20 protein-coding genes and 1 pseudogene are annotated in these 23,790 nt (G+C 62.7%); 10 read left to right on the top strand and 11 right to left on the bottom strand.

Translation table 11 applies throughout. The features are described from left to right. Positions 1–6: 6 nt before the first annotated feature. The gene (locus HNP98_RS15395; RefSeq protein WP_173811053.1) at positions 7–609 is read left to right on the top strand and encodes a CDP-alcohol phosphatidyltransferase family protein; all 603 of its coding nucleotides are present in this window, start codon (positions 7–9) and stop codon (positions 607–609) included. Positions 610–703: 94 nt separating this feature from the next. Here the strand turns inward: HNP98_RS15395 and murB are convergent, their stop codons facing one another. The 4 genes from murB to HNP98_RS15375 form a co-directional block, all read right to left on the bottom strand. Further along, positions 704–1,744, bottom strand: a complete 1,041-nt coding sequence (gene murB / locus HNP98_RS15390; protein ID WP_173811052.1) for a UDP-N-acetylmuramate dehydrogenase — start codon at positions 1,742–1,744, stop codon at positions 704–706. A gap of 59 nt (positions 1,745–1,803) precedes the next feature. Then, positions 1,804–3,207 (bottom strand): sugar MFS transporter, encoded by a 1,404-nt coding sequence (locus tag HNP98_RS15385; RefSeq protein ID WP_173811051.1) that lies wholly within the window; start codon positions 3,205–3,207, stop codon positions 1,804–1,806. 71 nt (positions 3,208–3,278) lie between these two features. Continuing rightward, positions 3,279–3,752 (bottom strand): hypothetical protein, encoded by a 474-nt coding sequence (locus HNP98_RS15380; RefSeq protein WP_173811050.1) that lies wholly within the window; start codon positions 3,750–3,752, stop codon positions 3,279–3,281. Between the two features lie 158 nt (positions 3,753–3,910). Further along, positions 3,911–4,501 (bottom strand): zeta toxin family protein, encoded by a 591-nt coding sequence (locus tag HNP98_RS15375; RefSeq protein ID WP_173811049.1) that lies wholly within the window; start codon positions 4,499–4,501, stop codon positions 3,911–3,913. Between the two features lie 114 nt (positions 4,502–4,615). On the opposite strand from HNP98_RS15375, the gene HNP98_RS15370 reads away from it, so the two are divergent. The 5 genes and pseudogenes from HNP98_RS15370 to HNP98_RS15350 all read left to right on the top strand — a co-directional run bounded on the left by HNP98_RS15370 (position 4,616) and on the right by HNP98_RS15350 (position 10,410). Then, positions 4,616–5,776: a THUMP domain-containing class I SAM-dependent RNA methyltransferase gene (locus tag HNP98_RS15370; protein ID WP_173811048.1), complete on the top strand. Its 1,161-nt coding sequence runs from the start codon at positions 4,616–4,618 to the stop codon at positions 5,774–5,776. A gap of 168 nt (positions 5,777–5,944) precedes the next feature. Then, positions 5,945–6,274, top strand: a pseudogene (locus HNP98_RS22475) (endonuclease domain-containing protein); the annotation flags it as partial. Positions 6,275–6,460: 186 nt separating this feature from the next. Further along, entirely contained in the window at positions 6,461–8,704 is a 2,244-nt protein-coding gene (gene recQ, locus HNP98_RS15360; protein ID WP_173811093.1) for a DNA helicase RecQ, read from the top strand. A gap of 34 nt (positions 8,705–8,738) precedes the next feature. Next, a complete protein-coding gene (locus HNP98_RS15355; protein ID WP_173811047.1) occupies positions 8,739–9,314 on the top strand; it encodes a hypothetical protein in 576 nt (191 codons plus the stop codon). Between the two features lie 268 nt (positions 9,315–9,582). Further along, a complete protein-coding gene (locus tag HNP98_RS15350; protein WP_173811046.1) occupies positions 9,583–10,410 on the top strand; it encodes a LexA family transcriptional regulator in 828 nt (275 codons plus the stop codon). A gap of 105 nt (positions 10,411–10,515) precedes the next feature. Here HNP98_RS15350 and HNP98_RS15345 read toward each other — a convergent pair whose 3' ends face one another. Continuing rightward, complete coding sequence (locus HNP98_RS15345) at positions 10,516–11,112, bottom strand: DUF4142 domain-containing protein (RefSeq protein WP_173811045.1); 597 nt, start codon at positions 11,110–11,112, stop codon at positions 10,516–10,518. A 41-nt stretch (positions 11,113–11,153) separates the two neighbouring features. Beyond that, positions 11,154–11,816 carry a porin family protein gene (locus HNP98_RS15340; RefSeq protein ID WP_173811044.1) on the bottom strand — a complete coding sequence of 221 codons (663 nt, stop codon included), beginning with the start codon at positions 11,814–11,816 and terminating at the stop codon, positions 11,154–11,156. A 198-nt stretch (positions 11,817–12,014) separates the two neighbouring features. Between HNP98_RS15340 and HNP98_RS15335 the strand changes: the two genes are divergently transcribed. From HNP98_RS15335 to HNP98_RS15325, 3 genes are all read left to right on the top strand, one after another. Further along, positions 12,015–12,737, top strand: coding sequence for a pirin family protein (locus HNP98_RS15335; protein ID WP_173811043.1), 723 nt, complete (start codon positions 12,015–12,017; stop codon positions 12,735–12,737). Positions 12,738–13,472: 735 nt separating this feature from the next. Continuing rightward, positions 13,473–16,571: a SusC/RagA family TonB-linked outer membrane protein gene (locus HNP98_RS15330; protein ID WP_173811042.1), complete on the top strand. Its 3,099-nt coding sequence runs from the start codon at positions 13,473–13,475 to the stop codon at positions 16,569–16,571. 18 nt (positions 16,572–16,589) lie between these two features. Next, positions 16,590–18,236, top strand: a complete 1,647-nt coding sequence (locus tag HNP98_RS15325) for a RagB/SusD family nutrient uptake outer membrane protein (RefSeq protein ID WP_173811041.1) — start codon at positions 16,590–16,592, stop codon at positions 18,234–18,236. Positions 18,237–18,324: 88 nt separating this feature from the next. Here the strand turns inward: HNP98_RS15325 and HNP98_RS15320 are convergent, their stop codons facing one another. From HNP98_RS15320 to HNP98_RS15305, 4 genes are all read right to left on the bottom strand, one after another. Next, positions 18,325–18,660, bottom strand: a complete 336-nt coding sequence (locus HNP98_RS15320; protein WP_173811040.1) for a low molecular weight protein tyrosine phosphatase family protein — start codon at positions 18,658–18,660, stop codon at positions 18,325–18,327. A gap of 11 nt (positions 18,661–18,671) precedes the next feature. Then, positions 18,672–20,108, bottom strand: coding sequence for a DEAD/DEAH box helicase (locus HNP98_RS15315; RefSeq protein WP_173811039.1), 1,437 nt, complete (start codon positions 20,106–20,108; stop codon positions 18,672–18,674). A gap of 21 nt (positions 20,109–20,129) precedes the next feature. Then, positions 20,130–21,245: an esterase-like activity of phytase family protein gene (locus HNP98_RS15310; RefSeq protein WP_173811038.1), complete on the bottom strand. Its 1,116-nt coding sequence runs from the start codon at positions 21,243–21,245 to the stop codon at positions 20,130–20,132. Between the two features lie 63 nt (positions 21,246–21,308). Continuing rightward, positions 21,309–22,253 (bottom strand): YihY/virulence factor BrkB family protein, encoded by a 945-nt coding sequence (locus HNP98_RS15305; protein ID WP_173811037.1) that lies wholly within the window; start codon positions 22,251–22,253, stop codon positions 21,309–21,311. Positions 22,254–22,355: 102 nt separating this feature from the next. Between HNP98_RS15305 and HNP98_RS15300 the strand changes: the two genes are divergently transcribed. Continuing rightward, complete coding sequence (locus HNP98_RS15300) at positions 22,356–22,904, top strand: DUF2062 domain-containing protein (RefSeq protein WP_173811036.1); 549 nt, start codon at positions 22,356–22,358, stop codon at positions 22,902–22,904. A 112-nt stretch (positions 22,905–23,016) separates the two neighbouring features. On the opposite strand, the gene HNP98_RS15295 is transcribed toward HNP98_RS15300, so the two are convergent. Beyond that, on the bottom strand, positions 23,017–23,751 hold the full coding sequence (locus HNP98_RS15295) for a YebC/PmpR family DNA-binding transcriptional regulator (RefSeq protein ID WP_173811035.1): 735 nt from the start codon (positions 23,749–23,751) through the stop codon (positions 23,017–23,019). Positions 23,752–23,790: the final 39 nt, after the last annotated feature.

The raw sequence follows: 23,790 nt of genomic DNA, 5'->3' as shown, positions 1-23,790 counted from the left end.
GCCGTAATGAAACACGCCCCGGTAATTTTAATCTATTCGAGATTGGTTATCGGGTCGCTTTTGGTTTTCCTGAGCTGGCTTAAGCTGGAAAGCTTTCCAATCGTTGCAATTGTATTGATTTCAATAGGCTTGCTGACCGATGTTTTTGACGGAATAATTGCCAGGCAGTTAAAGGTTTCAACAGAGAAACTGCGGCGGCTTGACTCCACCGTTGACCAGATTTTTTGGTTGTTAGTGGTCGGGGCAGTCTATTTGGAGTGCCAAAGCTTTTTCGAATTAAATGCCCTGAAACTGTTGGTGCTGCTGGCACTCGAAGTTGCAACGTATGCCATTTGCTTTATTAAATTCAGGAAGGAAATAGCAACGCATTCGTGGGGTGCTAAACTGTGGGTGTTAATTTCTTTTGCTACACTCATTCAAATAATAACTACTTGTAAATCAGGCGTTTTATTTAATATTTGCTTCTGCATAGGTGTGGTAAGTAGAATTGAAATAATAGTAATTATTCTCATTCTCAAGGGCTGGGTGAACGATGTGCCTACTTTTTACCATGCACTATTGCTTCGAAAAAATAAGCCCATTAAGCGTCACAAATTGTTTAATGGCTAGGTATAAAAAATGGCTGTTCCTAGCTTAGGAACAGCCGTTTTTTACGTCTGCGAACCGCTTGATAATTATCGGTTAGGCCATAAATTGTGGCAGCCTACAAAATGTTCACCTCCGGGTGCAACTCCACGCCGAACTGGCTGCGGACGGACTGGATGATTTCCTCGGCTAGTAGGCGTAGCTCGTGGCCGGTGGCTTCGCCGTGGTTCACCAGCACCAGGGCCTGGCGGTCGTGCACGCCGTGGGTGCCCGCGCCGGGGCCCCGGCGCAGGCCTTTCCAACCGGCCTGCTCGATGAGCCAGCCGGCGGGCACCTTCACGCCGCCGGGCACGGGGTAGCCGGGGATGGCCGGGTGTTGTGCTTTCAGCTCGTCGAACTTGCGTTGGGAAACCTCGGGGTTTTTGAAGAACGAGCCGGCGTTGCCGATTTCGGCCGGGTCGGGCAGCTTGGAACGGCGGATGTGCACCACGGCGCGGCTGATGTCGTGCGGCGTGGGCTCGCCCGCGATGCCGAAGCTGGCCAGCGTTTCCTGCAGGGCCCCGTACTGTACGTTGGGGCGGGCCTGGCGGTGCAGGCGCAGCACCACGGCCGTGACCACGAACTGGTTTTTGAGGGGGCCCTTGAACACGCTTTCGCGGTAGCCGAAGCCGCACTCGGCGGCCCCGAACGTGCGCAGGGCCCCGGTGGCCAGCTCCACGGCTTCGAGCCGCTCGAAGGTGTCGCGCAGCTCGGCCCCGTAGGCCCCGATGTTTTGCAGCGGTGCGGCGCCCACCGTGCCGGGGATGAGCGAGAGGTTTTCGAGGCCGCTTAATTCCTGGCTTAAAGCGTATTCTACCAGGCCGTGCCAGCTTTCGCCGGCCCCGGCCCGCACCAGGGCGGTGGTGGCATCGTCGGTGTTTTCGGTGAGGATTTCCAGGCCCCGAATCTCGTTTTTCAGCACCACGCCGGCAAAGTCCTGCGTAAAGAGTAGGTTGGAGCCACCGCCCAAAATGAGCTTTTCGGCGGCTTGCACCTGCGGCAAAGCCAGCAGCTGGCGCAGCTCGTCGGCGCTGCCGAAGCGGGCAAAGTAGCGGGCCTGCACCTCCAGGCCAAAGGTGTTGTAGGGGCGGAGGGAGACGTTTTCTTCGAGCGAAAGCATGGGCAGAACGGGCAGCAAAGGGCGGGGGCGAAGGTACGGCCCGGCGGTGCCCGGGGCCCCTACCGCACCCGGTAGCCGCGCAGGGCGTAGTAGAGCAAGTACACGTAGCATAGCGCCGGTACCACAAACGCCACCCGCAGCCCGCCGCCGTGGGTGGCCAGCCAGCCCATGAGCGGCGGGATGAGGGCCCCGCCCACGATGGCCATGATGAGGTACGACGAGCCCTGCTTGGTGAAGGGCCCCAGCCCGGTGATGGCCAGCGGGAAAATGACCGGCCACATAATGGCGTTCATCAGCCCGCAGAGCACGATGAGCCACAGCGCCGTTTCGCCGTGGCTCAGGATGCTGGCCGCCACCAGCGCCGCGCCGGCCGCGCACACCGCCACCAGTAGCGCCCGGTTGGGGAAGCGCAGCAGCAGCGGGATGCCCACCACCCGCCCCACCAGCGACCCAAACCAGTACGACGAGACCAGCACCGCGCCCACCGCCTTGGTGAAGCCCGCCGATGTATCAATCGCCGCCGGGGCCTGCCCAAACAGGGCCCCCGCCCAGCCCGTGGCTGCGTTCAGGCCGCGCACCAGGCTCTGGGTGAAGCCGGACAGCTGCGCAATATTCTGGCTCTCGCCGTAGCGAATCAGCAGCGAGCCCAGCCCCACCTCCACGCCCACGTACACGAAAATGGCCCCGATGCCTAGCACCAGGTGCGGGTAAGCCAGCGCCGACGTGCGCCCGGCGGCCACGGGGCGGTGCTCCAGGGCCTCTTCCTCGGGAATGCTCTCGATGTCGGGCAGCTTTACGGCGAAGAAAAACACGCCCGCCAGCAGCACCAGAAACGCCGCCAGTCCCAGGTAGGGCCCCTTCACGAGCTGCGACTCCTGGCCCAGGCGCTCGGCCAGGGGCAGGGCGGCCAGCTTGGCCTTCAGCGCTACCGAGCCGCCGAACAGCACCAGCCCGCCCACCAGCGGCGAGAGGGCTCCGCCGAAGTTGTTGGCCACGCCCACCACGCTCACCCGGGCCGCCGCGCCGCGCGCGGGCCCGAGCACACTCACGTAGGGGTTGGCCGCCACTTGCAGCAGCGTGATGCCCGCGCCCAGCACCCCCAGCGCCGTGAGGAACAGCCCGAACGTGCGCGAGTTGGCCGCCGGCACGAACAGCAGGGCCCCGGCCGCCATCACGAGCAGGCCCGCCACGATGCCGCGCTGGTAGCCCAGCCGCTTCAGCACCCACCCGGCGGGCAGCGACATCAGAAAGTAGGCCCCGAAAAAGGCAAACTGCACGGCCGTGGACTGAAAATCGGTGAGCTGGCAGATGTCCTTGAGGTAGGGCATCAGCACGTCGTTGAAGTTGGTGACGGCCCCGAACAGGAAGAACAAGCTCGTCATGAGCACCATGGGCCCCGCGTAGGAGCGGGCCGGCGCGGCGGCCGTCGAAGCCGCGGAAGCAGTAGTAACAGGAGTAGCCATACGGCGCGGAAGGTACAAAAAAGCCGGCCACGGGGGCCGGCGGAATAATACTCTACATAGCTGCGGCTAAATCAGTCTTCGTCTTCAAACCAAGCTATACCAACCTTATCGATGTCACAAACAATAATGCCCGAGTCGAACGTAGCTTCTGTCAATGGAGTCCAAGATTCAAAATTTAGCTTGGAATTGTCGCTTATATCATAATTTCTATTAGTCTTCCAACTTGAGTTTGAAAGAAAAAAAGCCTGCTCGCTGAATAACGAGCAGAATTCATTAGCAAATTTATTGGCTTTGTCAAACGGCATTAATTCTGCTTCATAGGCCATGTCTTTATTCAATAGCTCCGCTAGAATTACACGCGCTTCGTCTCTATTCAATCTGATAAGCGACGCAATAAAATCTTTGATTGAGATATTATTTTTTACAAGATTTGCAAAAACTAATGTTTCCCATTTTGTATTTTCTGGCTTTTCTTGAATTGCAAGATGAACAGTGCCGCATCCTCTCGAAATTATTATTTTCTCAAAAATATCAGTTGAATTCACGTCGTTGAATTAATAATTAAAGTAAATATTGGGTTTATGGCTTTAGCCGCATAATCTCCCCATTGCGCGCCACTACCACTTCACTATTCTTATAGCGCTTGAATTCCAGCATTTGTGCGTAGGCGATTTTTAGACCGGCTAATATTTTGTCCCGTCGTTCAATTGCGGGTTCGGTTTTCATAGTAAGTGCGTAGTTGACTGTAGATATGATTGTTGACGATGTGAAGGTTGCTACTAATCTTCTCGGCTAGCAGTACGTGTTCACCGGCTGAGTTGTCAAAGATTAACGCCTCATCCACCAGCGGTAAATAATTATCGAAAAGGTTGATAATGCCTTGCTGGTACCTTCTGGTAATTACATCGGGCTCGATGCTGTGGCCGCCTTCGGAAATCCTGGTTTTTACTCTTTCCTGGGCCAATTCTACGTCGTTTAGCCAGAAAAATAACAGGATAACGGTGTAGCCTTGCTGCTGAGCCGCCACAATATTTTGCTGGTAGATTTTGGTGGCCAGTGTGGTTTCAACGGCAAACGTTTCACCGCGGGCAAATAGCTCATCGACGCGGTGCAGCATGATACGGCCGGCTTCGAAGGCTACTTTTTCGGGCTGGAAGGGCGAGAGGCCCCGGGCAATTTCGTCGGCGTTTACGAACTCGCGGCAATCCAGCACCTCCGGTAGAATGGTGAACGAGGCCGTGGTTTTGCCCGCCCCGTTGCAACCGGCGATAATGTAGAGGTTTTTGTCCGGCATGGCCGCGTACTAGAGAGAATTTCAAGCGCGTTTGGCGCGGGGCCGCAAGATAGCGGCCGGGGCTATTTCGGGCGGAAGGGGGCCCCAACGCATTCCTGCCCGACCTTTGCGGCCATGCACCTCACCGCCACCACCCAGTTTGGATTAGAAGAATTGCTCGCCGACGAGCTCTACGCCCTCGGGGCCGACATCACCCACGTGGGCAGCCGCGCCGTCGAATTCATTGGCGACCAGCGGCTTCTTTACGAAACCGTGCTCTGGAGCCGCCTCTCCATGCGCCTGCTGTGCCCGCTGGCCGGCTTCTACGCCCCCGACGAGCGGGCCCTGTACCGCGAGGTGGGCCGCGTGGATTGGAGCGAGTACATCGGCCCGGGCCAAACCTTCGCCATCACGGCAGTGGTCAACAAGTCCACCTTCGAGCACTCGCTATTCGTGGCCCAGCTGATGAAGGACGCCATCGTGGACCAGTTCCGCGACCGCACCGGCCACCGGCCCGACGTGGACACGCGCCACCCCGACATCCGTCTGCACCTGCGCATGCTCGAGAACGAGGTCATCATCAGCCGCGACGCCGCCGGCGACTCGCTGCACCGCCGCGGCTACCGCCAGGCCACCAACGACGCGCCCCTGAACGAGGTGCTGGCCGCCGGCCTGGTGCTGCTCGCCGGCTGGGACGGTAAGCAGCCCCTAATTGACCCCATGTGCGGCTCGGCCACCATCCTCACCGAGGCGGGCCTCATCGCGCAGCGCATCGCCCCGGGCCTGTTCCACCAGGGCAAGTTCGGGTTCGAGAACTGGGCCGATTTCGACGCCGACCTCTGGCAGCAAGTACGCGCCGAAGCCGAGGCCCAGCGCCTGGAAGAGCCCCAGGCCTACCTGGCCGGCTCCGACATCGACCCGAAAGTGATTGACCAGGCGGCCCAGAACATCACCGCCGCTGGCCTTGAAGACTGCATCCGCCTATCGGTGCGCGACGTGAAGGCCGCCGCCGCGCCCGCCGCTGAGGGCCCCGGCCTCGTGGTGACGAACCCGCCCTACGGCGAGCGGATCGGGGAGGAGGCCGAGATGGCCGCCTTCTACAAAACCATCGGCGACGCGCTGAAAACCAACTTCCAGGGCTACGAAGCCTACGTGCTCACCGGCAACTTGGACGCGGCCAAAACCATCGGCCTCAAGGCCACGCGCCGCATCCCGCTCTTCAATGGGCCGATTGACTGCCGGCTGCTGAAGTATGAGCTGTACCGGGGGAGCCGGCGGGAGCCGCGGGTGGCGTAACCTCACCGCCTGGGGAACCTCACCCCCTAGCCCCCTCTCCAAAAAAGAGGGGGAACTAGTCTTTAGTCTTAGCTTCTAAAACCTAGAACTAGCGCTAGTTCCCCCTCTTTTTTGGAGAGGGGGCTAGGGGGTGAGGTTCCCCTGGGGCCGGGGCCCTATCTTAGGCTAATGAACGAGCCTCCCAAGCTCAGCGGCCCGCGTGAGCATATTTACACCACCGACGTGCGCACCTGGGACAAGGCCAAAGCCTACGCCCGGCAAAACCGCAGGGCCCCTACCGCCGCTGAACAATTGCTGTGGCAACGGCTGCGGGCGGCGCAACTCGGTGTCAAGTTTCGACGCCAGCACGCCATTGATTTTTTTATTGTTGATTTCATTTGCCTCAGCTACCGGCTTATTATTGAAGTTGACGGCGAAATCCATAACCGCCCCGACCAGGCCGAATACGACCAAGGCCGTACCCACACGCTGACGGAATTAGGTTTTCACGAACTTCGTTTCACCAACGACCAAGTGTTGCGCGAAACAGCCCGCGTTTTGGCTGTCATCGAACAATACTTGTTTACTGCTCGCCGACCAATAGGCCAAGGAGCCGAACCGTCTGGCATCCCTCTCTTTTGGAGAGGGGCCGCCCCGCAGGGGTCTCGTGAGGTTCATCCGCTTAGCATTGCCCAATTACCCGTTATGCCCGATACCCTGACTGCCGCCGCCGAACTCCTGCCCGCCGCCCGCCGGGCACTGAAACGCTACTACGGCTACGACAACTTCCGGCCCATGCAGGCCGACATCATCCAGAGCGTGCTGGCGGGGCAGGACACGGTGGTGCTCATGCCCACCGGCGGGGGCAAGTCGGTGTGCTTCCAGGTGCCGGCCGTGGTCAGCGAGGGGCTGTGCGTGGTGGTGTCGCCGCTCATTGCGCTGATGAAGGACCAGGTGGAAGCTCTGAAAGGCAACGGCATCGCGGCGGCCTTCATCAACTCCAGCGTGGGCACGTCCGAGGCCAACGACATTGCCCGGGCGGCCGTTAGCGGGCACCTCAAGCTGCTGTACGTCAGTCCCGAGAAGCTGCTCTCGGACGGGTTCATGCAGTTTTTGGGGCGGGTGAACATCAGCCTGTTTGCCATCGACGAGGCGCACTGCATCTCGAGCTGGGGCCACGACTTCCGGCCCGAGTACACCAAGCTGGGGGCCCTGCGCACGCAGTTCCCCAACACGCCCATCGTGGCCCTGACGGCCACCGCCGACCGCCTCACCAAGCGCGACATCATCACCCAGCTCAACCTGCACGAGCCCAAGGTGTTCCTTTCGAGCTTCGACCGGCCCAACATCAACCTCATCGTGCGGCCGGGCCAGGACCGCGTGGGCTCGGTGGTGGAGTACATTACCCGCCACCCGCAGGACCCCGGCATCATCTACTGCCTCTCGCGCAAAACCTGCGAAACCATTTCGCAGAAGCTTCAGCAGAAGGGCATCAAGGCGGCGCACTACCACGCCGGCCTCACGCCCAACCAGCGCAGCAAGGCCCAGGAGGCCTTTTTGCAGGACGACGTGCAGGTGATTGTGGCCACCATCGCCTTCGGCATGGGCATCGACAAGAGCAACGTGCGCTGGGTGATGCACTACAACTTGCCCAAAAACATCGAGGGCTACTACCAGGAAATCGGCCGCGCCGGGCGCGACGGGGCCCCCAGCACGGCCATCCTGTTCTACAGCTTCGCCGACGTGATGCAGATGCGCGAGATGGTGACCAAGGACGTGCCCGCGCGCCAGGCCCAGCTCAACACGGCCAAGCTTGAGCGCATGCAGCAGTTTGCCGAAGCCGCCTCCTGCCGCCGCAAAATCCTGCTCCACTACTTCTCCGAAACGCTGGCCCACGACTGCGGCAACTGCGACATCTGCCGCAACCCGCCCACCACGTTCGATGGCACGTTGCTGGCCCAGAAGGCGTTGTCGGCCGTGACGCGGGCCCGGGAGCGGCTCAGTGTCACGCTGCTGATTGACGTGCTGCGCGGCATGCGCAACCAGGCCGTCATCGCCGGGGGCTACGACCAAATCAAAACCTACGGCGCGGGGGCCGATTTGCCGTACCTGGATTGGTACAGCTACGTGCACCAGATGCTGAACGATGGCCTGTTCTACATCGCCTACGAAGAAGGCTACGCGCTGAAAATTACGCCCCGCGGCCACGAGGTGCTGAAAGGCGAGTTGCCGCTGCTGCTCAAGAAGTTCCAGCCCGCCGAGAAGGCCGAGAAACCCACCCGCGCCAGCCGCAAAGCTGCCACCGAGGCCGCTGCCACCGGCTCGCCCGAGGCCCGGCTGTTCGAGCACCTGCGCCAGCTCCGCAAGCAGCTGGCCGACGAGCAGGGCGTGCCGCCCTACGTGGTGTTCAGCGACGCTACCTTGCAGGAAATGGCCCAGGAGCAGCCCACAACCCGCATGGCCATGCTGGCCGTGTCGGGCGTGGGCATGAAGAAATTCGAGACCTACGGCGAGGTATTCATCCAGGCCATTTTGCAGCACGGGGCCCCGCGCAACGTGCCGGCCGGCGACGACGAGCTGCCCTTCGGGGCCCCCACGGCGCGCCCCAAAGCCGAGAAAGCCGCCGCCAAAGCGCCCGCCGACCCCGCCGCCGTCAACGACTCCGAAGAAGCCACCTTCCAGCTGCACCGCCAGGGCCTCAGCCCCTTGCAAATTGCCGAGCAGCGCGGCCTGGCCGAAAGCACCGTCAAGGCCCACCTGGAGCGCGCCTACACCAAGGGCCTGCCCCTGCGCCTGGAAGAATTCGTGACCGACACCCAGCTGGCCGAAATCGCCGCTGCCCGCGCCCAGCTCGGCGGGGCCCCGGCCCTGCGCGACTTGTTCGACCACCTGCGCGAGAAGTACGACTACTTCCAGCTGCGCCTGGCGGGAATAAGGTTGCGGAGGTAGAGTGCAGGGAAACCGACGGAAAAGCAGCTTGAATATGGAATTCTACCAAAAGCATCCCGTGTGGGGGCATACACGGCTAACGACCACGGAAGACGGGCTGTTGGTGGACCGTAAACGGCTGACGAACTATGTAAGAACTGAAATTCCTTACGAAGAGCTACTACCAGTTCGGGGAAAAATGGAGCGTTCATTTCCATTGGTGCTTAGCTTTTTCGTTGCCTTCGGAGTGGTTGGGTCTTGGGCGCAGGAGCTTGGCAAGCCCATTGTTAACCAGGCTTATCTGGTGGCATCGGGTGCGGCGTCGCTGGTAGTAGCCGGGGTATGCTACTTTACCTATACCCGCTGGCAGAACCGATTTGTTTTGACAACCGGCAAAGGCGATTTCTCCGTGGTTGCGCAGCCCGAAAACGATGCTGAGATGCAACAATTTGTGGATGATTTAAGGGCCTATACGAGGGCTTATCTTCATCAACGATACGTGTACCCCAATCAAGAACTGACCACAAAAAAAGGGGTGTCGCGCTGGTATTGGCTGCACGAGATGAAGGTCATTTCAACGGAAGAGTTTCAAGCCGGCTTTACAGCAAATATTGGCAAGGGGGCTAAATAATCAAAAGATTCTGGCCCCTAATCGGCCATGATTGGCTTCCCTTGCCAATATGAACTTCTGTTGCCCTCGTGGTCATGCTCATCGCTGCCTTGCTTGCACATGTGGGGCCATAAATAAGCTGAACTTTAGCCTGTATGTCCTAATTTCGATAGGGTGAAGAAATAAGAAAAAATTTAAGCTAACGGAATTAGTAACTTCGCGGCGGCGTTGCCAACTTTGTCGGCCTGGGCCCCTTGTCCGGTGCCCGTTTCCTGGCCGTTCCTTTCCGATGATAAACACCAACCTCAAATTCTGGCGGCGCGAGCTGGCCATCACCCAGGCCCAGATGGCCGAGAAGCTCGGCATCAAACGCTCGCTCGTGGGCGCTTACGAAGAAGGCCGCGCCGAGCCCCGCCTCGTCACGCTCGTCAACATGGCCCGGCTGTTTGGCATCACGCTCGACCAGCTGGTGACCACCGACTTTAGCAAGCGCAAAAATGCCAAAGCCGCCGCCACTATGCGCCAGCTGGAGCCCGCGCCCGCCACCCCCGACGGCGACGACGACCCCGAGCCGCCCGCGGCCGCCGGCAAGCTCCGCATCCTGGCCCTGACCGTGGACCGCGACCAGAACGAGAACATCGAGCTGGTGCCCCAGAAAGCCGCCGCCGGCTACCTCAACGGCTACGCCGACCCCGAATACCTGGGCGAGCTGCCCAAATTCCGGCTGCCCATGCTGCCGAGTACGGGCAGCTACCGGGCTTTCGAAATCTCCGGCGACTCGATGCTGCCGCTGGTGAGCGGCACGGTGGTGGTGGGCCGCTACGTGGACGAGCTGGCCCACCTCAAGGACGGCACGCCCTGCGTGGTGGTGAGCCCGCGCGACGGCATCGTGTTCAAGCGCGTGTTCCACAAGGCGCGGCCCGCCGGGGCCCTGGCCCTGCACTCCGACAACCCCCAGTACAAGCCCTACGACCTGCCCGGCACCGAGGCCCTCGAAATCTGGGAAGCCAAGTGCTACATCAGCAGCCACTTCCCGGCCGCTGAAATGTCGCTGGAGCGGCTGGCCAGCGTGGTGGCCGAGTTGCAGCAGCAAGTGGCCGGGCTGCGCCGCGGCTAAGCTGTGGTGGGCAATTAATCCGGCGGTGCACGGGACTGCTTAACCCATAAAAAGGCCCCCGCGCACTCGCGGGGGCCTTTTTGCGTAGCGCGACGGCCGGGCCGGCTACTTGCGGGCGTTGGCGCGGTCGAACAGTTGGGCGGTGGTGGTTCCGTGCGCCCGCAGCTTGGGCAGGGCGTCGGCCGCGAAGGCCCGCAGCTCGGGGTTGGTGGCCTGGGTGGCCGCGTCGGCGTAAAGGGCGATGAGGTGCTGGTGCAACTCCTTGAGGTCGCGCAGGTACTTTTTGTCGAACCCGAGGTACTTGCGGTCGTTCACGTCGTCGTAGGTTTTGCGGTCGGCGGCGCTCATCGCGGCGGGCAGCGCGAAGGCGGCGCGGCCAGCAATGCCCTGGAGCTGCGTTTGCAGCTGGGTGAGGTCGGCATCTTGCTGCTTGCCCCAATCCTTCACCTCCAGCGCGGTAGCTTTTTGGGCCGCCAAGCCGCCCAGCGCCGCCGCCAGCAGGTTGCCGCTGCTGGCGGCTACCGCAAAGCCCGAGTCGTACTTCAGCTGGGCCTGGACCAAGGCCGCGTCGGCGGCCGCGGCCTTGTCGCGGGCTTTATCGACGGGGCTGGCCTCCTTCGGCGGCGGGGCTTGGGCCGCGGCGGGGGCCAGCGGCAGGGCGCTGAGCAAGGCGGCGGCCAAAAAATGCAGGCTTCTGGGCATGGGATTGGGGTTAGCGGTAACGGGCCGGCCGGGGCCGGGGCCTACTTGCTGGGCAGCAGGAAGCCTACCGACGCCTGAAACACCGAGTTGCGGGCGTTTTTCAGGTCCGAGTCCTGGTAGCCATCCTTGGCAAAGTCGGTGAAAGAGCCATTGTAGCGCACGTCGAGAAACACGCCGCTCGAAGCTTCGAAGCCCAGGCCGGCCGCGTAACCGATTTCGTTGCGGTTCACGTGGTCCAGGTTCTGGGTGTTGGCGGTGGTGTAAACGGAGCTGCCGTTCGAAGTCGTGTTGGAGTTGTCGCGCACGTTCAGCAGGTAGCTGTACTGGGGACCGGCCTCAAAAAACAGCCCGCCGGCCTTCACTTTCAGCAGCACCGGCACGTCGATGTAGTTATAGGTGCGGTTGCCGGTGTATTTGTACGTGTTGCCGAGTACCGTGTAGGAGTCGTCGGCGTACTTAAAGCCCTTCTGCGAAAACAGTACTTCGGGTTGAACCGAGAGCAGGTCGTGGACGATGCCCACGTTGAGCAGCAGCCCGCCCTCGAAGCCGAACTTGTTCTTGTACTTGTCCTGGTTCATCAGGTTGCCGGACAGGTTCGAGAGGTTGGCCCCGGCCTTGAGGCCCAGGCGCACGGTTTGGGCGTGCGCCGAAGTGGCGAGGCCCGCGCCGAGCAATGCGGCGAGGGCGATGGATAATTTTTTCATAACGTGGGAAAATGATGGGTTGATAAAGGTGTGCCCGGGCCTAAGCAAGCACCGTGCCCGGCCCCATACGCAGCCCGGGGCCCCGGTGGCCGAAACGGCCAGCGGCTACGGCGGCGCTTCTGCCGCCGGGGCCCGCCCCGGAACTTCGCCCCCGCCGCCGCGTATGCAGCCCCGTCTGCCCTTCCCCAGCCGCTTGCCATGCTCCAGCACATTCCCGCCGCCGACCGCCACCACGCCGCCCCGGCCCCGTGGCTGAGTAGCTACTTCCTGTTTTCGTTTGCCGACTACCACGATCCGCACAACCTGCAGCTCGGGCCCCTGCGCGTGTTCAACGACGACAGCGTGGCCCCGCAGAACGGCTTTCCGCAGCACCCGCACTCCGACATGGAAATCGTGACGCTGGTGCTGGAGGGCGAAATCACGCACCAGGACACGCTGGGCAACCACACGGCCATTGCGGCCGGCGAGGTGCAGCGCATTACGGCGGGCACCGGCGTGGCCCATTCCGAAATGAACCTGCAGGACAAACCGCTGCACTTCTACCAACTGTGGTTTTTGCCCTCGCAGCGCGGCCTGGCCCCCAGCTACGAACAGAAAGACTTGGGTTTCCTCGGGGGCCGCAAGGATGAGCTGGTGCCGCTGGCCACCGGCCAGAAAGTGCTGGAGGACGTGGTGTACATGAATTCCAACAGCACTGTGTACTGGGCCAACTTGGGCATGGGCAAGGAAATCGACTTCAAGACTTTCCCCCTGCGCCTGGCCCTGGTATACGTAAAAGAAGGAGGCCTGCTGGTGAACGGCGTGGCCCTGGGCCCCAACGACCAGGCCCGCATCGGCGACGAAAATTCGGTACGCATCGTGGCCGAAAAAGACACCCAGTTCATCCTGGTCGACCTGCCCGGTAGCGAGGCCAATTACTAAGTAGCCACCTGGGTCGGCTAAAAAACCTTTTTGGCACAAGCTTTTTAACAGCACCAATGGCTGCTGAGCCGTCCTATTAAGCGCTGGTGGGCTATTCGTGGTCAGTTTTCAATCGACTGGTTTCAAGGGCCTGGCAGGTAACGATTTGTTGGCTCCGGCCCACGCGCAAAATTGAACGCATCACTGGGCTGCTGGTCATCGCCATAGCTTGGGCAGGAGTAGTTGACCACATCCGCTTACCGTGCTCTATCCCGCCGGTGCTGAGCGGCACCAGGCCGAAGGCGGCATTATTTTACTTCCGATACCAGTTGTTCGCACCACGTGCCAAAAGCCCCGTGGCCGCCGCAACGGTAAAACCAGAACAGCACCAGCACAAGGATTTGGAGTTAAGCGCGGGCTGTTACCTTGGAGGGGTACAATGGGCAGCAACCGATAGTCGCAACGGTAGCAAACCATTGCGTAAAATTGGTCGGCAGCGAAAACGCCTGAACTTGTGAAAAATAATCATCACAAAAACAGGTTGTTGCCGCAAAACAGCTAAAATTAGTATTGCCGGATTTTTAGGTGTTAATCAAGGCTTGCAGTTGTCATAAGGCTGGTTTTCATTGGCGTGTACGCACACGCTTCAGCGTTTCTTTGAGAAAATTTACGGATAATAAACGTTGGAATAGTATTAGCGCAAACGTATGCGACAGAATACTTTTGTTGCTATCAATTCACTAATTCATTCTACCTATGAAATCCGTTCTACTAGCGGTGCTCGTGATGCTAGCGCTGGTGTGCCGACCCTTTGGTGCGGCCGCCCAGGAGCAAACAGTTCAAGGAACAGTTAAGGATGGCAAGGGCGAAGCCCTGCCAGGAGCAACAGTTGTCGTGAAAGGCACCACGGCCGGTGCGAGCAGCGGCGCCGACGGCCGGTTTTCGGTGCAAGCGCCTTCCAACGCCGTGCTCGTGTTTAGCTCGGTTGGGTTCACGCGCCAGGAGGTGCCCGTCAACGGGCAGTCCACCATCAACGTGGTGCTGGCCGCGGCCGACCAGGACCTGAACGAGGTGGTGGTAATCGGCTACGGCACGGCCAAGAAAAGCGACCTCACCGGCTCGGTGGCTTCCGTGAGCGGGGCCCAGCTGACGCAGGTGGCTACTTCCGACCCGGTGCAGGCCCTGCAAGGCCGCGTAGCGGGCGTGGAGGTCACCTCCAACAGCGGCCAGCCCGGTTCGGGTACCCGCATCCGCATCCGCGGCGTGGGCACCATCAACAACGCCGACCCGCTGTATGTGGTGGACGGCATCCAGACGGGGGACATCAGCTTCCTGCTGCCCACCGACATTGAATCGACCGAAATCCTGAAGGACGCCTCGGCCACGGCCATCTACGGCTCGCGCGGGGCCAACGGCGTGGTGCTCATCACCACCAAGCACGGCAAGGCCGGCAAAACCCAGTTCAACCTGTTCGGCTACACCGGCTACCAGGAAATCCGCAAGAAGCTGGACCTAACCAATGCCCAACAGTACGCAACGCTGGTAACGGAGGCGTACGCCAACGGTAAACAAGCCATTCCGGGCGATTATACCGCCATCCTCAACAGCGCTTTGCAAGGGGGGGCCACGGGCACCAACTTCCAGGATTTTGTGACCCAGAAGGGCCTGATTACCAACTACGCCCTGTCGGCCTCAGGTGGTACCGAGCAAAACCGCTACCTGATAAGCGGCAACTACTTTCAGCAGGACGGCATCATCGCGGCCACGGGCTTGAAGAAGTACGTCATCCGCGTGAACGACGACGTCGTGCTGACCGACCGGGTAAAGGCCGGGGTTTCCGCCACCTTCACCACGGCCAACCAAACGGGGGCCGGCGACGGCACGGGCAACGCTTTCTACAGCCCGGTGCTTCAGTACGCCACCCAGGCCAACCCCATCGGGTCGCCGTACAATGCCGATGGCAGCTACTCGTACGACAACATCACCAGCTTCACGCCCAACCTGGCCCGCTACATCAGCGAGCAGCAAGGCAACAAAACCCAGAGCAGCACCCTCTTCTCAAATGCTTACCTCGACGTAACCATTCTGAAGGGCCTGACCTTCCGCTCTACTTTTGGTGTCAACTATAACAATTACCACCCCAAGTACTACCAGCCGCAGTACTTTTTGGGGGCCAACGACCAACGCTCGCAAAGCGCGTTGATTGAAACCCGCGGCGAAAATGTGGGCTGGGTGTCGTCGAACTACATTAACTACACCAAGGACCTGGGTAGCAACAGCTCGTTTTCGGCCACGCTGGGCCAGGAGGCGCAGCGGGGCTACGGCAACAGCATTTCCATCTCGGGCTACAACGTGCCGGCCGACCCCACGCTTCAGTACATCTCCGCCGCTCGTTCCTCCAGTTCTACTGTGCGCAGCGGGCAGTACGATGGGGGCCTCATCTCGTACTTCGGCCGGGCCAACTACAACTTCCGCGACCGGTATTTGCTGACGGCGACCCTGCGCTTCGACCAGACGTCGCGCTTTTTGCCTGCCCACCGCACGGGTACTTTCCCTTCCGCTGGTGCCGCCTGGAACATTTCCAACGAGGATTTCATGAAAGGCCAAACCATCTTCTCCGTGCTGAAGCTGCGGGGCAGCTACGGCCTGGTGGGCAACCAGAACGCCGCACCCAACTACGGGTACGCCTCGACGGCCGTCAACAACCAATTGTACGTGTTCAACAAGACCGTGGCTCCCGGTCTGGCGGTCGCGACGCTCAACAACCCGGACCTGAAATGGGAAACGGCCATCACTACCGACTTCGGTATTGACGCGTCTTTCCTGGACAGCAAGCTGACGTTCACCGGCGATTACTTCAATCGCCGTACCAAGGACATGATTGCCCTGCTGCCCGTGCCGGACTACATCGGCCAGTCCCCGGCCAGTGCCAACGTGGCCTCGCTGTACAACCGCGGCGTAGAGCTGGCCCTGAACTACCGGAACGAAATTGGTAAGTTTGGTTACAACGTTGGGTTGAACTTCACCAAAATCAACAACCGCATCACCGACCTGGGCGGGGCCAGCCCCATTGCCGGGGCCAACGTCGATTCGCACCTTGGTTCTACCACCCTCACGTCTGTGGGCCACGAGATTGCCTCCTTCTACGGATTGCAAGCCGACGGCGTCTTCCACTCGCAGGACGAAGCCAACGCGTACAAAATTCAGCCCGGGGCCCAGGCCGGCGACGTTAAGTACATCGACGTCAACGGCGATGGCAAGATTGACTCCAACGACTACACTTACTTAGGCAGCGCCACGCCCCGCTTCACCTACGGGGCCTCGGTCAACCTGAGCTACAGCGGCTTTGACTTCAAAGTCCTGCTCTACGGCGTGCAAGGGGCTGAGGCCATCAACGCGGCTGGCTTCAACCTGAACAAGTCAAGCAACTTTGCCGGTCTGTGGACCAACTTCTACGCCTCGCGCCTGGACCGTTGGACGCCCGCCAACCCCAACAGCAACCAGCCCCGCGTTACGTCGTTTGACACCAACAACAGCGGCGACCTCACCTTCAAAACTGCCGGCGGCTACAACGACCGCTTCAGCAGCCGCTACGTGGAAGACGCCAGCTACCTGCGGGTGCGCAACATTGAGCTGGGCTACTCGCTGTCGAAAGCGGTGCTCAACACGTTCCGAATGAACGGGCTGCGTGTTTTCGCTTCCGTGGACAACGCCTTTACCATCACCAAGTACACCGGCCTCGACCCCGAGATTTCCACCACGGGCTACTACGGCAACGCCCTGGCATACGGCGTGGACAACGGCAACTACCCCCAGCCCCGCACTTATCGTTTGGGCCTCAACGTTCAATTTTAACGATATCCTACCATCCACATGAAAATTTCCCACGCAGCCCGAATTATGGCCGTAGCGGCCATCGCGGTGCTCTCGCCAGGATGCAAGAAATTCCTGGATAAAGACCCCCTCGGGGCCACCACCCAGAGCAACCTGTTCAACGACCCCACCAACGCTGTGCAGGCCGTGAACGCCATTTACGATGTTGCCTCCTGGGACCAGGGCCCCAAGTTCGGCGTCGGCGATTACGTGCCGCAGACCTATGAGTGGATGTTCGGCGACGTGATGAGCGACGACGCGGCCAAGGGCAGTAACCCCACCGACTTCACGCCCCTGCTGGAGCTGAAAACCTGGACGGTGACGTCGGGCAACGGGCCCATCAGCAGCCTCTGGGTGCACAGCTTCACCGGCATTGCCCGCGCCAACACCGTCATCAACAACATTGACGCCGGCACCATCGACGCCGCCCTGAAAACCCGCCTCAAAGGCGAAGCCTTATTCTTGCGGGGGTACTTCTACTTTAACCTGGTGAAAACGTTTGGGGGGGTGCCACTTTTTGAACAAGCGGTGTTGCCAACGCAAGCGGCGAGCGTGACCCGCGCCAGCATTGCGGATACCTACGCTTTCGTTGAGAAAGACCTAAAGGCCGCCGCCGCGGCGCTGCCCGAAAAAGGGGCCTACGCCGCCGCCGACCTGGGCCGCGCCACCAAAGGGGCCGCCAACGGCTACCTGGCCCGCGCCATCATGTACCAGTTGGGTACTGATAACACTAACAAGCACACCTGGCAGGAAGTGTACGACCTGACCAGCACCATCATTTCTTCGAGTCAGTACACCCTGCTACCCAACTACGCCATGATTCACCAGGCCCCGGGTGAAAACAGCAGCGAATCGGTATTTGAGATACAATTCTCCACTTCCAACGACGGTTACGGACCCATTTCGATCGGTACCACGAGCAACGTGTTCCAAAACAACCGCACGGCTGCCAAAGACGCCAGCGGCATGACCATCCCGGGCACCGGCTGGGGGTATGGTTTCAACAACCCCACCGCAAGCCTTGTGGGCGAGTTTGAAGCCAATGACCCGCGCCTGCTGGTAACAGTTTACAAAAACGGGGACTCGGTGCTCGGCCTTCCCATGGTCATCGACCCGGGCTTCAACGACACCGGGTATATGGACCGGAAAGTAGCCATTTTACAACCCGTCAACAACCAATCGGGCCCCCAGAACATCCGTAAAATGCGCTACGCCGACATTCTGCTGATGAAGGCCGAAGCCGCCGCTCAGCTCAACAAAAATTCGGAAGCTGTAACACTGGTGAACATGGTACGGGCCCGGGCCCGCAACTCCACTAAGCCTCCGGGCACGGTGTTAGGCACGCTTACCTACGACCCGGCCAACACACCGGCCGGTACCCTGCCCGACATCTCCGCCGGCCTCGCGGGTCCGGACCTGCTCAAAGCCATCTACCACGAGCGCCGGGTGGAGCTGGCCGAAGAGTCGCTGCGCTTCTGGGACCTGATTCGCACGGGCCGCTACTTTGGCGTGCTGCCTGCCGATGTGGCTTCCCGCGCCATGTCGCACAGCATCACTACGGGCGTGGTGAACCCCATCCCGCTGTTGCCCATCGAGCTGAACGATGCGCAAGTGTGGAAGTTGCCCCAGAACCCCGGGTATAACTAGTCCTTCCCGGGGCCCACAAAAAAGCCCGCCGACTCAGTTGAGTCGGCGGGCTTTTTTGTGGGTTGGGCAAAAGCCGCGTGACGGCGGGCTATAAGTACCCCGCCGGCTTCTCGCGCAGCAGGGCCACCAGGGCCGGGTCGTTGAATTGGTAGTCGTCGGGGATGCGCAGGTTGACGACGGTTTTGCCGGCCAGCGCATCGGCGAATTTCGCGTGCAGGCGCTCGGCGTGGCGCTTTTCCATGACGAAGATGACGTCGGCCCAGCCCAAGTGGCCGGCCGTGACGCGCACCCGGGCCCCGGCCTCGGTGCCGGCCGAGCGGGCCGCTACGGTGGGGTGGCCATCGAATAACAGTTCGGCGGTGGGGCTGCGCCAGCGGTTCTGGCTGCACACGAACAGGAGCTGGCGGGGCGGGGTTTCCGGCACGTTAGCGCACGTTAGCGCACGATGGCTACCTTCACTTTTTTGCCCTTTACCTTGGCGTTCTGCATCCTGGCCAGCACGGCTTCGGCCTGGGCCTCGGGCACGGCCACGAAGCTGTAGTGGTCGTGCACCTCGATGCGGCCCACGGCGTCGCGCTCCAGGCCGCCCACGCTTACCAAGGCCCCCACCAAGTCGCCGGCGCTGATTTTGTCGCGCTTGCCGGCCGACACGTGGAGCGACACCGTGCTGGGGCGCGGGGCCTTGGGCGCGGCGGTGGGCAGGGCGGGGGGCACCAGGCGGGCCCACTGCACGGTGCCGGCGGCGGGCCAGCTTTGCAGCTTGGCCTGCTCGGGGGGCGTCACGAGGAGGTGGGCGGTGCCGGTGGCCCCGGCGCGGGCCGTGCGGCCGGCCCGGTGCTGGAAGGTGTCGGCCTGCTCGGGAGCATCGTACTGCACCACGGTGTCCAGCTCGTCCACGTCGAGGCCGCGGGCGGCCACGTCGGTGGCCACCAGGGCGGTGGCCGAGCCGTTGCGCAGCTTCATCAGGGCCTTGTCGCGCTCGGGCTGGAGCATCTTGCCGTGCAGGGCCTCGGCGGCCACGCCCCGGCCGCGCAGGAAGCGGGTCAGCTCCTCTACCCGGTCGCGGGTGTTGGCAAATACCAGCGAGCGGCCCGCGTCGGGCTGGCTGATGACGTGGAACAGGGCGGCGGGCTTCTGGTCGGCGGCGGCCACCACGTGGCCGCGCAGCACCAGGCTGCTGGGCAGGGCGGCGGCATCGGCCGTGCCGCCGGCCACGTTGATGACCTTGGGCCGGGCCAGGTGCGAGCGCACCAGCTGCAACACCTTGTCGGGCATGGTGGCCGAGAACAGCAGCGTCTGGCGGCGCTGGGGCAGGCGGCTCACGATGGTCGCCATTTCTTCCTGGAAGCCCAAGTCGAGCAGCTTGTCGGCCTCGTCGAGCACCAGCACCTTCAGCTGGTTGGGGATGAAGGTGCGCTGCTCCAGGTGGTCGAGCAGGCGGCCGGGGGTGGCCACGATGACGTGCGGCAGCTGGTTTTCCATCGCCTTGCGCTCGTCGCGCATGGGGTGGCCGCCGTAGTAGGAGGCCACGCGCAGGTTGGGCAGGTGCTTGCCGAGCTGGCGCAGGGCGTCGCGCACTTGCAGGGCCAGCTCGCGGGCGGGCACCAGCACCAGCACCTGCACGGCGGCCTCGGCCAGGTCGAGGCGCTGGAGCAGGGCCAGGCCGTAGGCGGCGGTTTTGCCCGAGCCGGTGGGGGCCTGCCCGGCCACGTCGTGCCCACCCAGGGCGTAGGGCAGCACGGCGGCCTGCACGGGGGTGGGCGCGGCCCAGCCCAGCTCGGCCACGGCCGTTTGCAGGGCGGGAATTAAATCGAAGGCGGCGAAAGCGGCGGCGCGGGGCGCGGCGGGGAAATCAGAATCAGTCGGTTGCACCCGGCAAAGGTACGGCCGGCGCTACGGCAACACCTCGAAGGCCAGGAACTGGTTGATTTCGCGGGCGCTGAAGTTGTTGTCGGCCACGATGACCAGCGTGCGGTGGCCGTTGGGCAGCGGGGGCCCGAAGGCCAGCCCTTCGAGGTTGTCGAGGCGGTGGCCCAGGCGGGTGAGGTCGGCCACGAGGCGCTTGCGCACCGGCACGTAGGCGGCCCCGAACAAGGCGTCCCGGCCCTGCACGTCGGTGGCCCCGCGGGCGTCGATGGCGTACACCCGCACCCGCACTTCACCGGCGAAATACGAGCATTCGAGCGTCAGAAACTCGTGGTCGTTCAGGGCCAGGATTTCCGAGGTGCGGTTCACGTGGCCGGGCGTCGTCACCGGGTCGAGGGCGTACACGTACTGGTGCAGCAGGGCCCCGGTGCGGGCGTCGAGCTGGCTGAGGCGGTTGGGGTAGGGCGCGGCGGCGGGGGCGTCGTCGGGGCGGTCCTGCCGGACGGGGCTTTCCATCAGCAGCCACAGGCTGCGGCCGTCGGGGGGGCGGGCCAGGCCCTCGTAGGTGGCGTTGGCGCGGGGCCCGCGGCCGGGCGCCTTGTCGAAATGGAACAGCGGCAGCGCGGGCAGCGTGCGCCGGAAGGTCCCGGTGGTGTCCATTTCGCGCACAAACGGGTCGCGGCCCAGGGCCGGGTCGCCCTCGCTGGTCCAGTACAGGCCGGCGGTGGCGGGGTCGTAGCGGATGGCCTCGGGGTCCACGTAGGGGGCGGGGCGGGCCGGCTCGCCGGGCGCGGGCTGCATAAAGTGCACGCCCGTCACGTCGACCCCGTAAAAGCCCTGGGCGTCGTAGCGCAGGCGGGCGGTGTAGAAGCGGGCCGGCGAAAACTCGCCCTTGTCGTCGCTGAGCAGGTACCACGTCCCGTCCGGGCCCCGGTCCAGGCCCGAAATGCCGCCGAACACCGTGCCCTGCACCGGCAGCCCGTTCGGCACCACCACCTCCCCAATCAGCCGCAGCGCCCCGACCGTAGCCTGCTGAGAATGGGCGGGGCCACCGCCGGGGCTCCGGGGGGCGCAGGCCGTGGCCCCGGCGACCAGCAGCAGCGCGGCCGCGCGGCGCAGCGGCAACAAGAAAGGGCGTTTCATAAGGGAAAGGGACAGGCAGCGCTTGGTGGAACAATTGGGGGGCCCCCGTGGGCCGTGCCGCCCTCAGTTCGGGTCGTCCTCCACGTTCACCAGGCGGTAGCGCACGGCTTTCTTCTTGGGCCGGATGGGCAGGCCCAGGCGCAGGGCGTACACCTTGGTGAAGGTGGCCCCGAAGTAAAAAATCATGGCGCAGTAGAACACGAACAGCAGCACCAGCACCAGCCCGGCCGCCGGGCCGTACACGGGCCCCAGGTCCTGGCCCACCAGCAGCTTGCCCAGCACCAGCTCGCCCAGGCTGATGAGCGCGGCCGTGAGCAGGGCCCCCCGCCGCACGGCCCGCCAGGGCACCTTGGCCAGGCTGAGCGTGCGGAAGGTAAGCCCGAACCACACCGCCAAAATGAGGAAAGCCGCCAGCGAATTCAGCCCCCGCACCAGGTAGTACACGAAGGTGGTGTCGAAGTCGCGGATGGCGTCGGCGAACAGGCTCAGGGCGGCGTCGGTGCTGAAGGCCAGCACCGCCAGGCCCCCGGTGGCCAGCAGCACGCCCCCCGAGCGCAGCCGCTCGGCCACGGCCAGGCCCACCGAGCCGCTGCTGCGCCGGGGCCGGATTTGCCAGAGCTGGTTCAGCGAGTGCTGGATGATGGTGAAGAGCGTGGTGGCGATGAACAACAGGAACACAAAGCCCGCCCACGTCACCAGCCGCGAGCGGCGCGGGTCGGCCACGTTGCTGAGAATCTGCTCGATGAGGCCCGTGGCCGCGCTGCCCAGCAGGTTGCTGAGCTTGCCCAGCAGCATGGTGCGCACCAGGCTGCTGGGGTAGAGGGCCCGCAGCAGCTGGATGAGGATGATGAGGATGGGCGGCAGGGCAAACGAGGTGAAGAACGCCGTGGCGGCCCCCAGGCGCAGGGGGTCGTTGGCGGCCAGCTCGCGGGCGGCGTGGCGCAGCAGCAGCGGCAGCTCGTGGTACCAGGGCCCGCGCCGGTGCACGGGCAAGAAAGTGTGTGGCATGGGGCCCGGACGGCGGTAATTTTGCCCCGGCCGTAAGCGCAGCGGGGCCCGGCGAAGATACGCCCCGCCGGGCGGACCCCGTTTTTTCCCGATACCCCATCTATGACGGTTGATTCCTCCTCGCCTACGCCCGCCCCGCCGGCCGGCCCCGCGGCCCGCCCCGGCTGGCTGCGCCGGGTGCTGCTCGACCCGCTGGTGAACCTGCTCAAGGCGGGCCTCTCGCCGGGGCAGCTGGCCCTCACGGTGGGGCTGGGCGCGGCCCTGGGGGTGGCCCCCACGTTCGGCCTCACCACCGTCATCGCCACGGGCGTGGCCCTGCGCCTGCGCCTGAACGTGGCCGCGTTGCAGCTCATCTGCCACCTGCTCACGCCGGTGCAGCTGCTGCTGCTGCTGCCGTTTCTGCGCTACGGCGGCGAGCTGCTGGGCCAGGGCAACGTTATGGCGCACTTCACCCTGGCGCAGCTCCAGCGCCAGGTGCGCCACGAGCCGCTGGCCATCCTGCGCCTGCTGTGGCGGGCCGAGCTGGGGGGCCTGCTCGTCTGGGCGGTGGCGGCGGTGCCGGTGGTGGCGCTGCTGTACTTCGGGCTGCGGCCGGTGTTCCGGCGCGTGGTGCGCAAGCAGGAGGCGGAAACTGCGGCAGTGGAGCCCTAGAAGCGTTTCGCACCGAGTTAAAAGGGGCTTGCCGAGTTACACAGAGTAAAATACTTCCTCTGTGCAACTCGGCAAGCCCCTTTTAACTCGGTGCGAAACGCTCCAAAGGCCCTCACCCCATCGTGTGGTACACGGCCTGCACGTCCTCGTCTTCCTCAAACTTTTCGATGAGCTTTTCTACTTCTTCGGCCTGCTCGTCGCTGAGGGCCACGGTGGTGTTGGGCACGCGCTGGAGGGTGGCGCTCATCACGTTCAGGCCCTTGGCTTCGAGGGCCTTCTGCATCTGGCCGAAATCGGTGAAGGCGGTTTCGACCACCATGTAGGCGTGCTCGGCGCCGTGCTCGTCCTCCTCGTGGGTTTCGTACACGTCCTCGGCGCCCACGTCAATCAGCTCCAGCTCCAGCTCGTCGCGGTCGAGCCCGGCGGCGGCCAGCTTGAACACGCCCTTGCGGGTGAAGGTGTAGTCGGAGCTGCCGGCCGTGCCCAGGGCCCCGCTGTTGCGGTTGAAGTAGAGGCGCACGTTGCTCACGGTGCGGGTGGGGTTGTCGGTGGCGGTTTCCACCACGATGGCGATGCCGTGGGGGCCGTAGCCTTCGTACACAACCTCTTGGTAGTCTTTCTCCTCGCGGCTGCTGGCGCGCTTGATGGCAGCGTCCACGCGGTCCTTGGGCATGTTCACGCCCTTGCCGTTTTGGATGGCCGTGCGCAGGCGGGCGTTGCTGTCGGGGTTGGGGCCGCCTTCTTTCACGGCCATCACGATTTCCTTGCCGATGCGGGTGAAGTCTTTCGACATCCGGTCCCAGCGCTTCATTTTGCGGCCTTTCCGAAATTCAAATGCGCGTCCCATTATACAGTGAGCAGTTAGCAGTTAACAATAATCCGCGCG

This window comes from Hymenobacter caeli, from assembly GCF_013294115.1.
GTDB classification, from domain to species: domain Bacteria; phylum Bacteroidota; class Bacteroidia; order Cytophagales; family Hymenobacteraceae; genus Hymenobacter; species Hymenobacter caeli.
The sequence above is the reverse complement of the archived record's forward strand: the minus strand, read 5'-3'. Positions and strand labels throughout refer to the sequence as shown.

Coding starts and splice junctions, on each gene's coding strand:
- HNP98_RS15385 (WP_173811051.1), bottom strand. CDS start 3,207: ATGGCTACTCCTGTTACTACTGCTTCCGCGGCTTCGACGGCCGCCGCG.
- HNP98_RS15340 (WP_173811044.1), bottom strand. CDS start 11,816: ATGAAAAAATTATCCATCGCCCTCGCCGCATTGCTCGGCGCGGGCCTC.
- HNP98_RS15300 (WP_173811036.1), top strand. CDS start 22,356: ATGACGGTTGATTCCTCCTCGCCTACGCCCGCCCCGCCGGCCGGCCCC.
- HNP98_RS15355 (WP_173811047.1), top strand. CDS start 8,739: ATGGAATTCTACCAAAAGCATCCCGTGTGGGGGCATACACGGCTAACG.
- HNP98_RS15295 (WP_173811035.1), bottom strand. CDS start 23,751: ATGGGACGCGCATTTGAATTTCGGAAAGGCCGCAAAATGAAGCGCTGG.
- recQ (WP_173811093.1), top strand. CDS start 6,461: ATGCCCGATACCCTGACTGCCGCCGCCGAACTCCTGCCCGCCGCCCGC.
- HNP98_RS15310 (WP_173811038.1), bottom strand. CDS start 21,245: ATGAAACGCCCTTTCTTGTTGCCGCTGCGCCGCGCGGCCGCGCTGCTG.
- murB (WP_173811052.1), bottom strand. CDS start 1,744: ATGCTTTCGCTCGAAGAAAACGTCTCCCTCCGCCCCTACAACACCTTT.
- HNP98_RS15375 (WP_173811049.1), bottom strand. CDS start 4,501: ATGCCGGACAAAAACCTCTACATTATCGCCGGTTGCAACGGGGCGGGC.
- HNP98_RS15335 (WP_173811043.1), top strand. CDS start 12,015: ATGCTCCAGCACATTCCCGCCGCCGACCGCCACCACGCCGCCCCGGCC.
- HNP98_RS15370 (WP_173811048.1), top strand. CDS start 4,616: ATGCACCTCACCGCCACCACCCAGTTTGGATTAGAAGAATTGCTCGCC.
- HNP98_RS15330 (WP_173811042.1), top strand. CDS start 13,473: ATGAAATCCGTTCTACTAGCGGTGCTCGTGATGCTAGCGCTGGTGTGC.
- HNP98_RS15350 (WP_173811046.1), top strand. CDS start 9,583: ATGATAAACACCAACCTCAAATTCTGGCGGCGCGAGCTGGCCATCACC.
- HNP98_RS15325 (WP_173811041.1), top strand. CDS start 16,590: ATGAAAATTTCCCACGCAGCCCGAATTATGGCCGTAGCGGCCATCGCG.
- HNP98_RS15395 (WP_173811053.1), top strand. CDS start 7: ATGAAACACGCCCCGGTAATTTTAATCTATTCGAGATTGGTTATCGGG.
- HNP98_RS15305 (WP_173811037.1), bottom strand. CDS start 22,253: ATGCCACACACTTTCTTGCCCGTGCACCGGCGCGGGCCCTGGTACCAC.
- HNP98_RS15345 (WP_173811045.1), bottom strand. CDS start 11,112: ATGCCCAGAAGCCTGCATTTTTTGGCCGCCGCCTTGCTCAGCGCCCTG.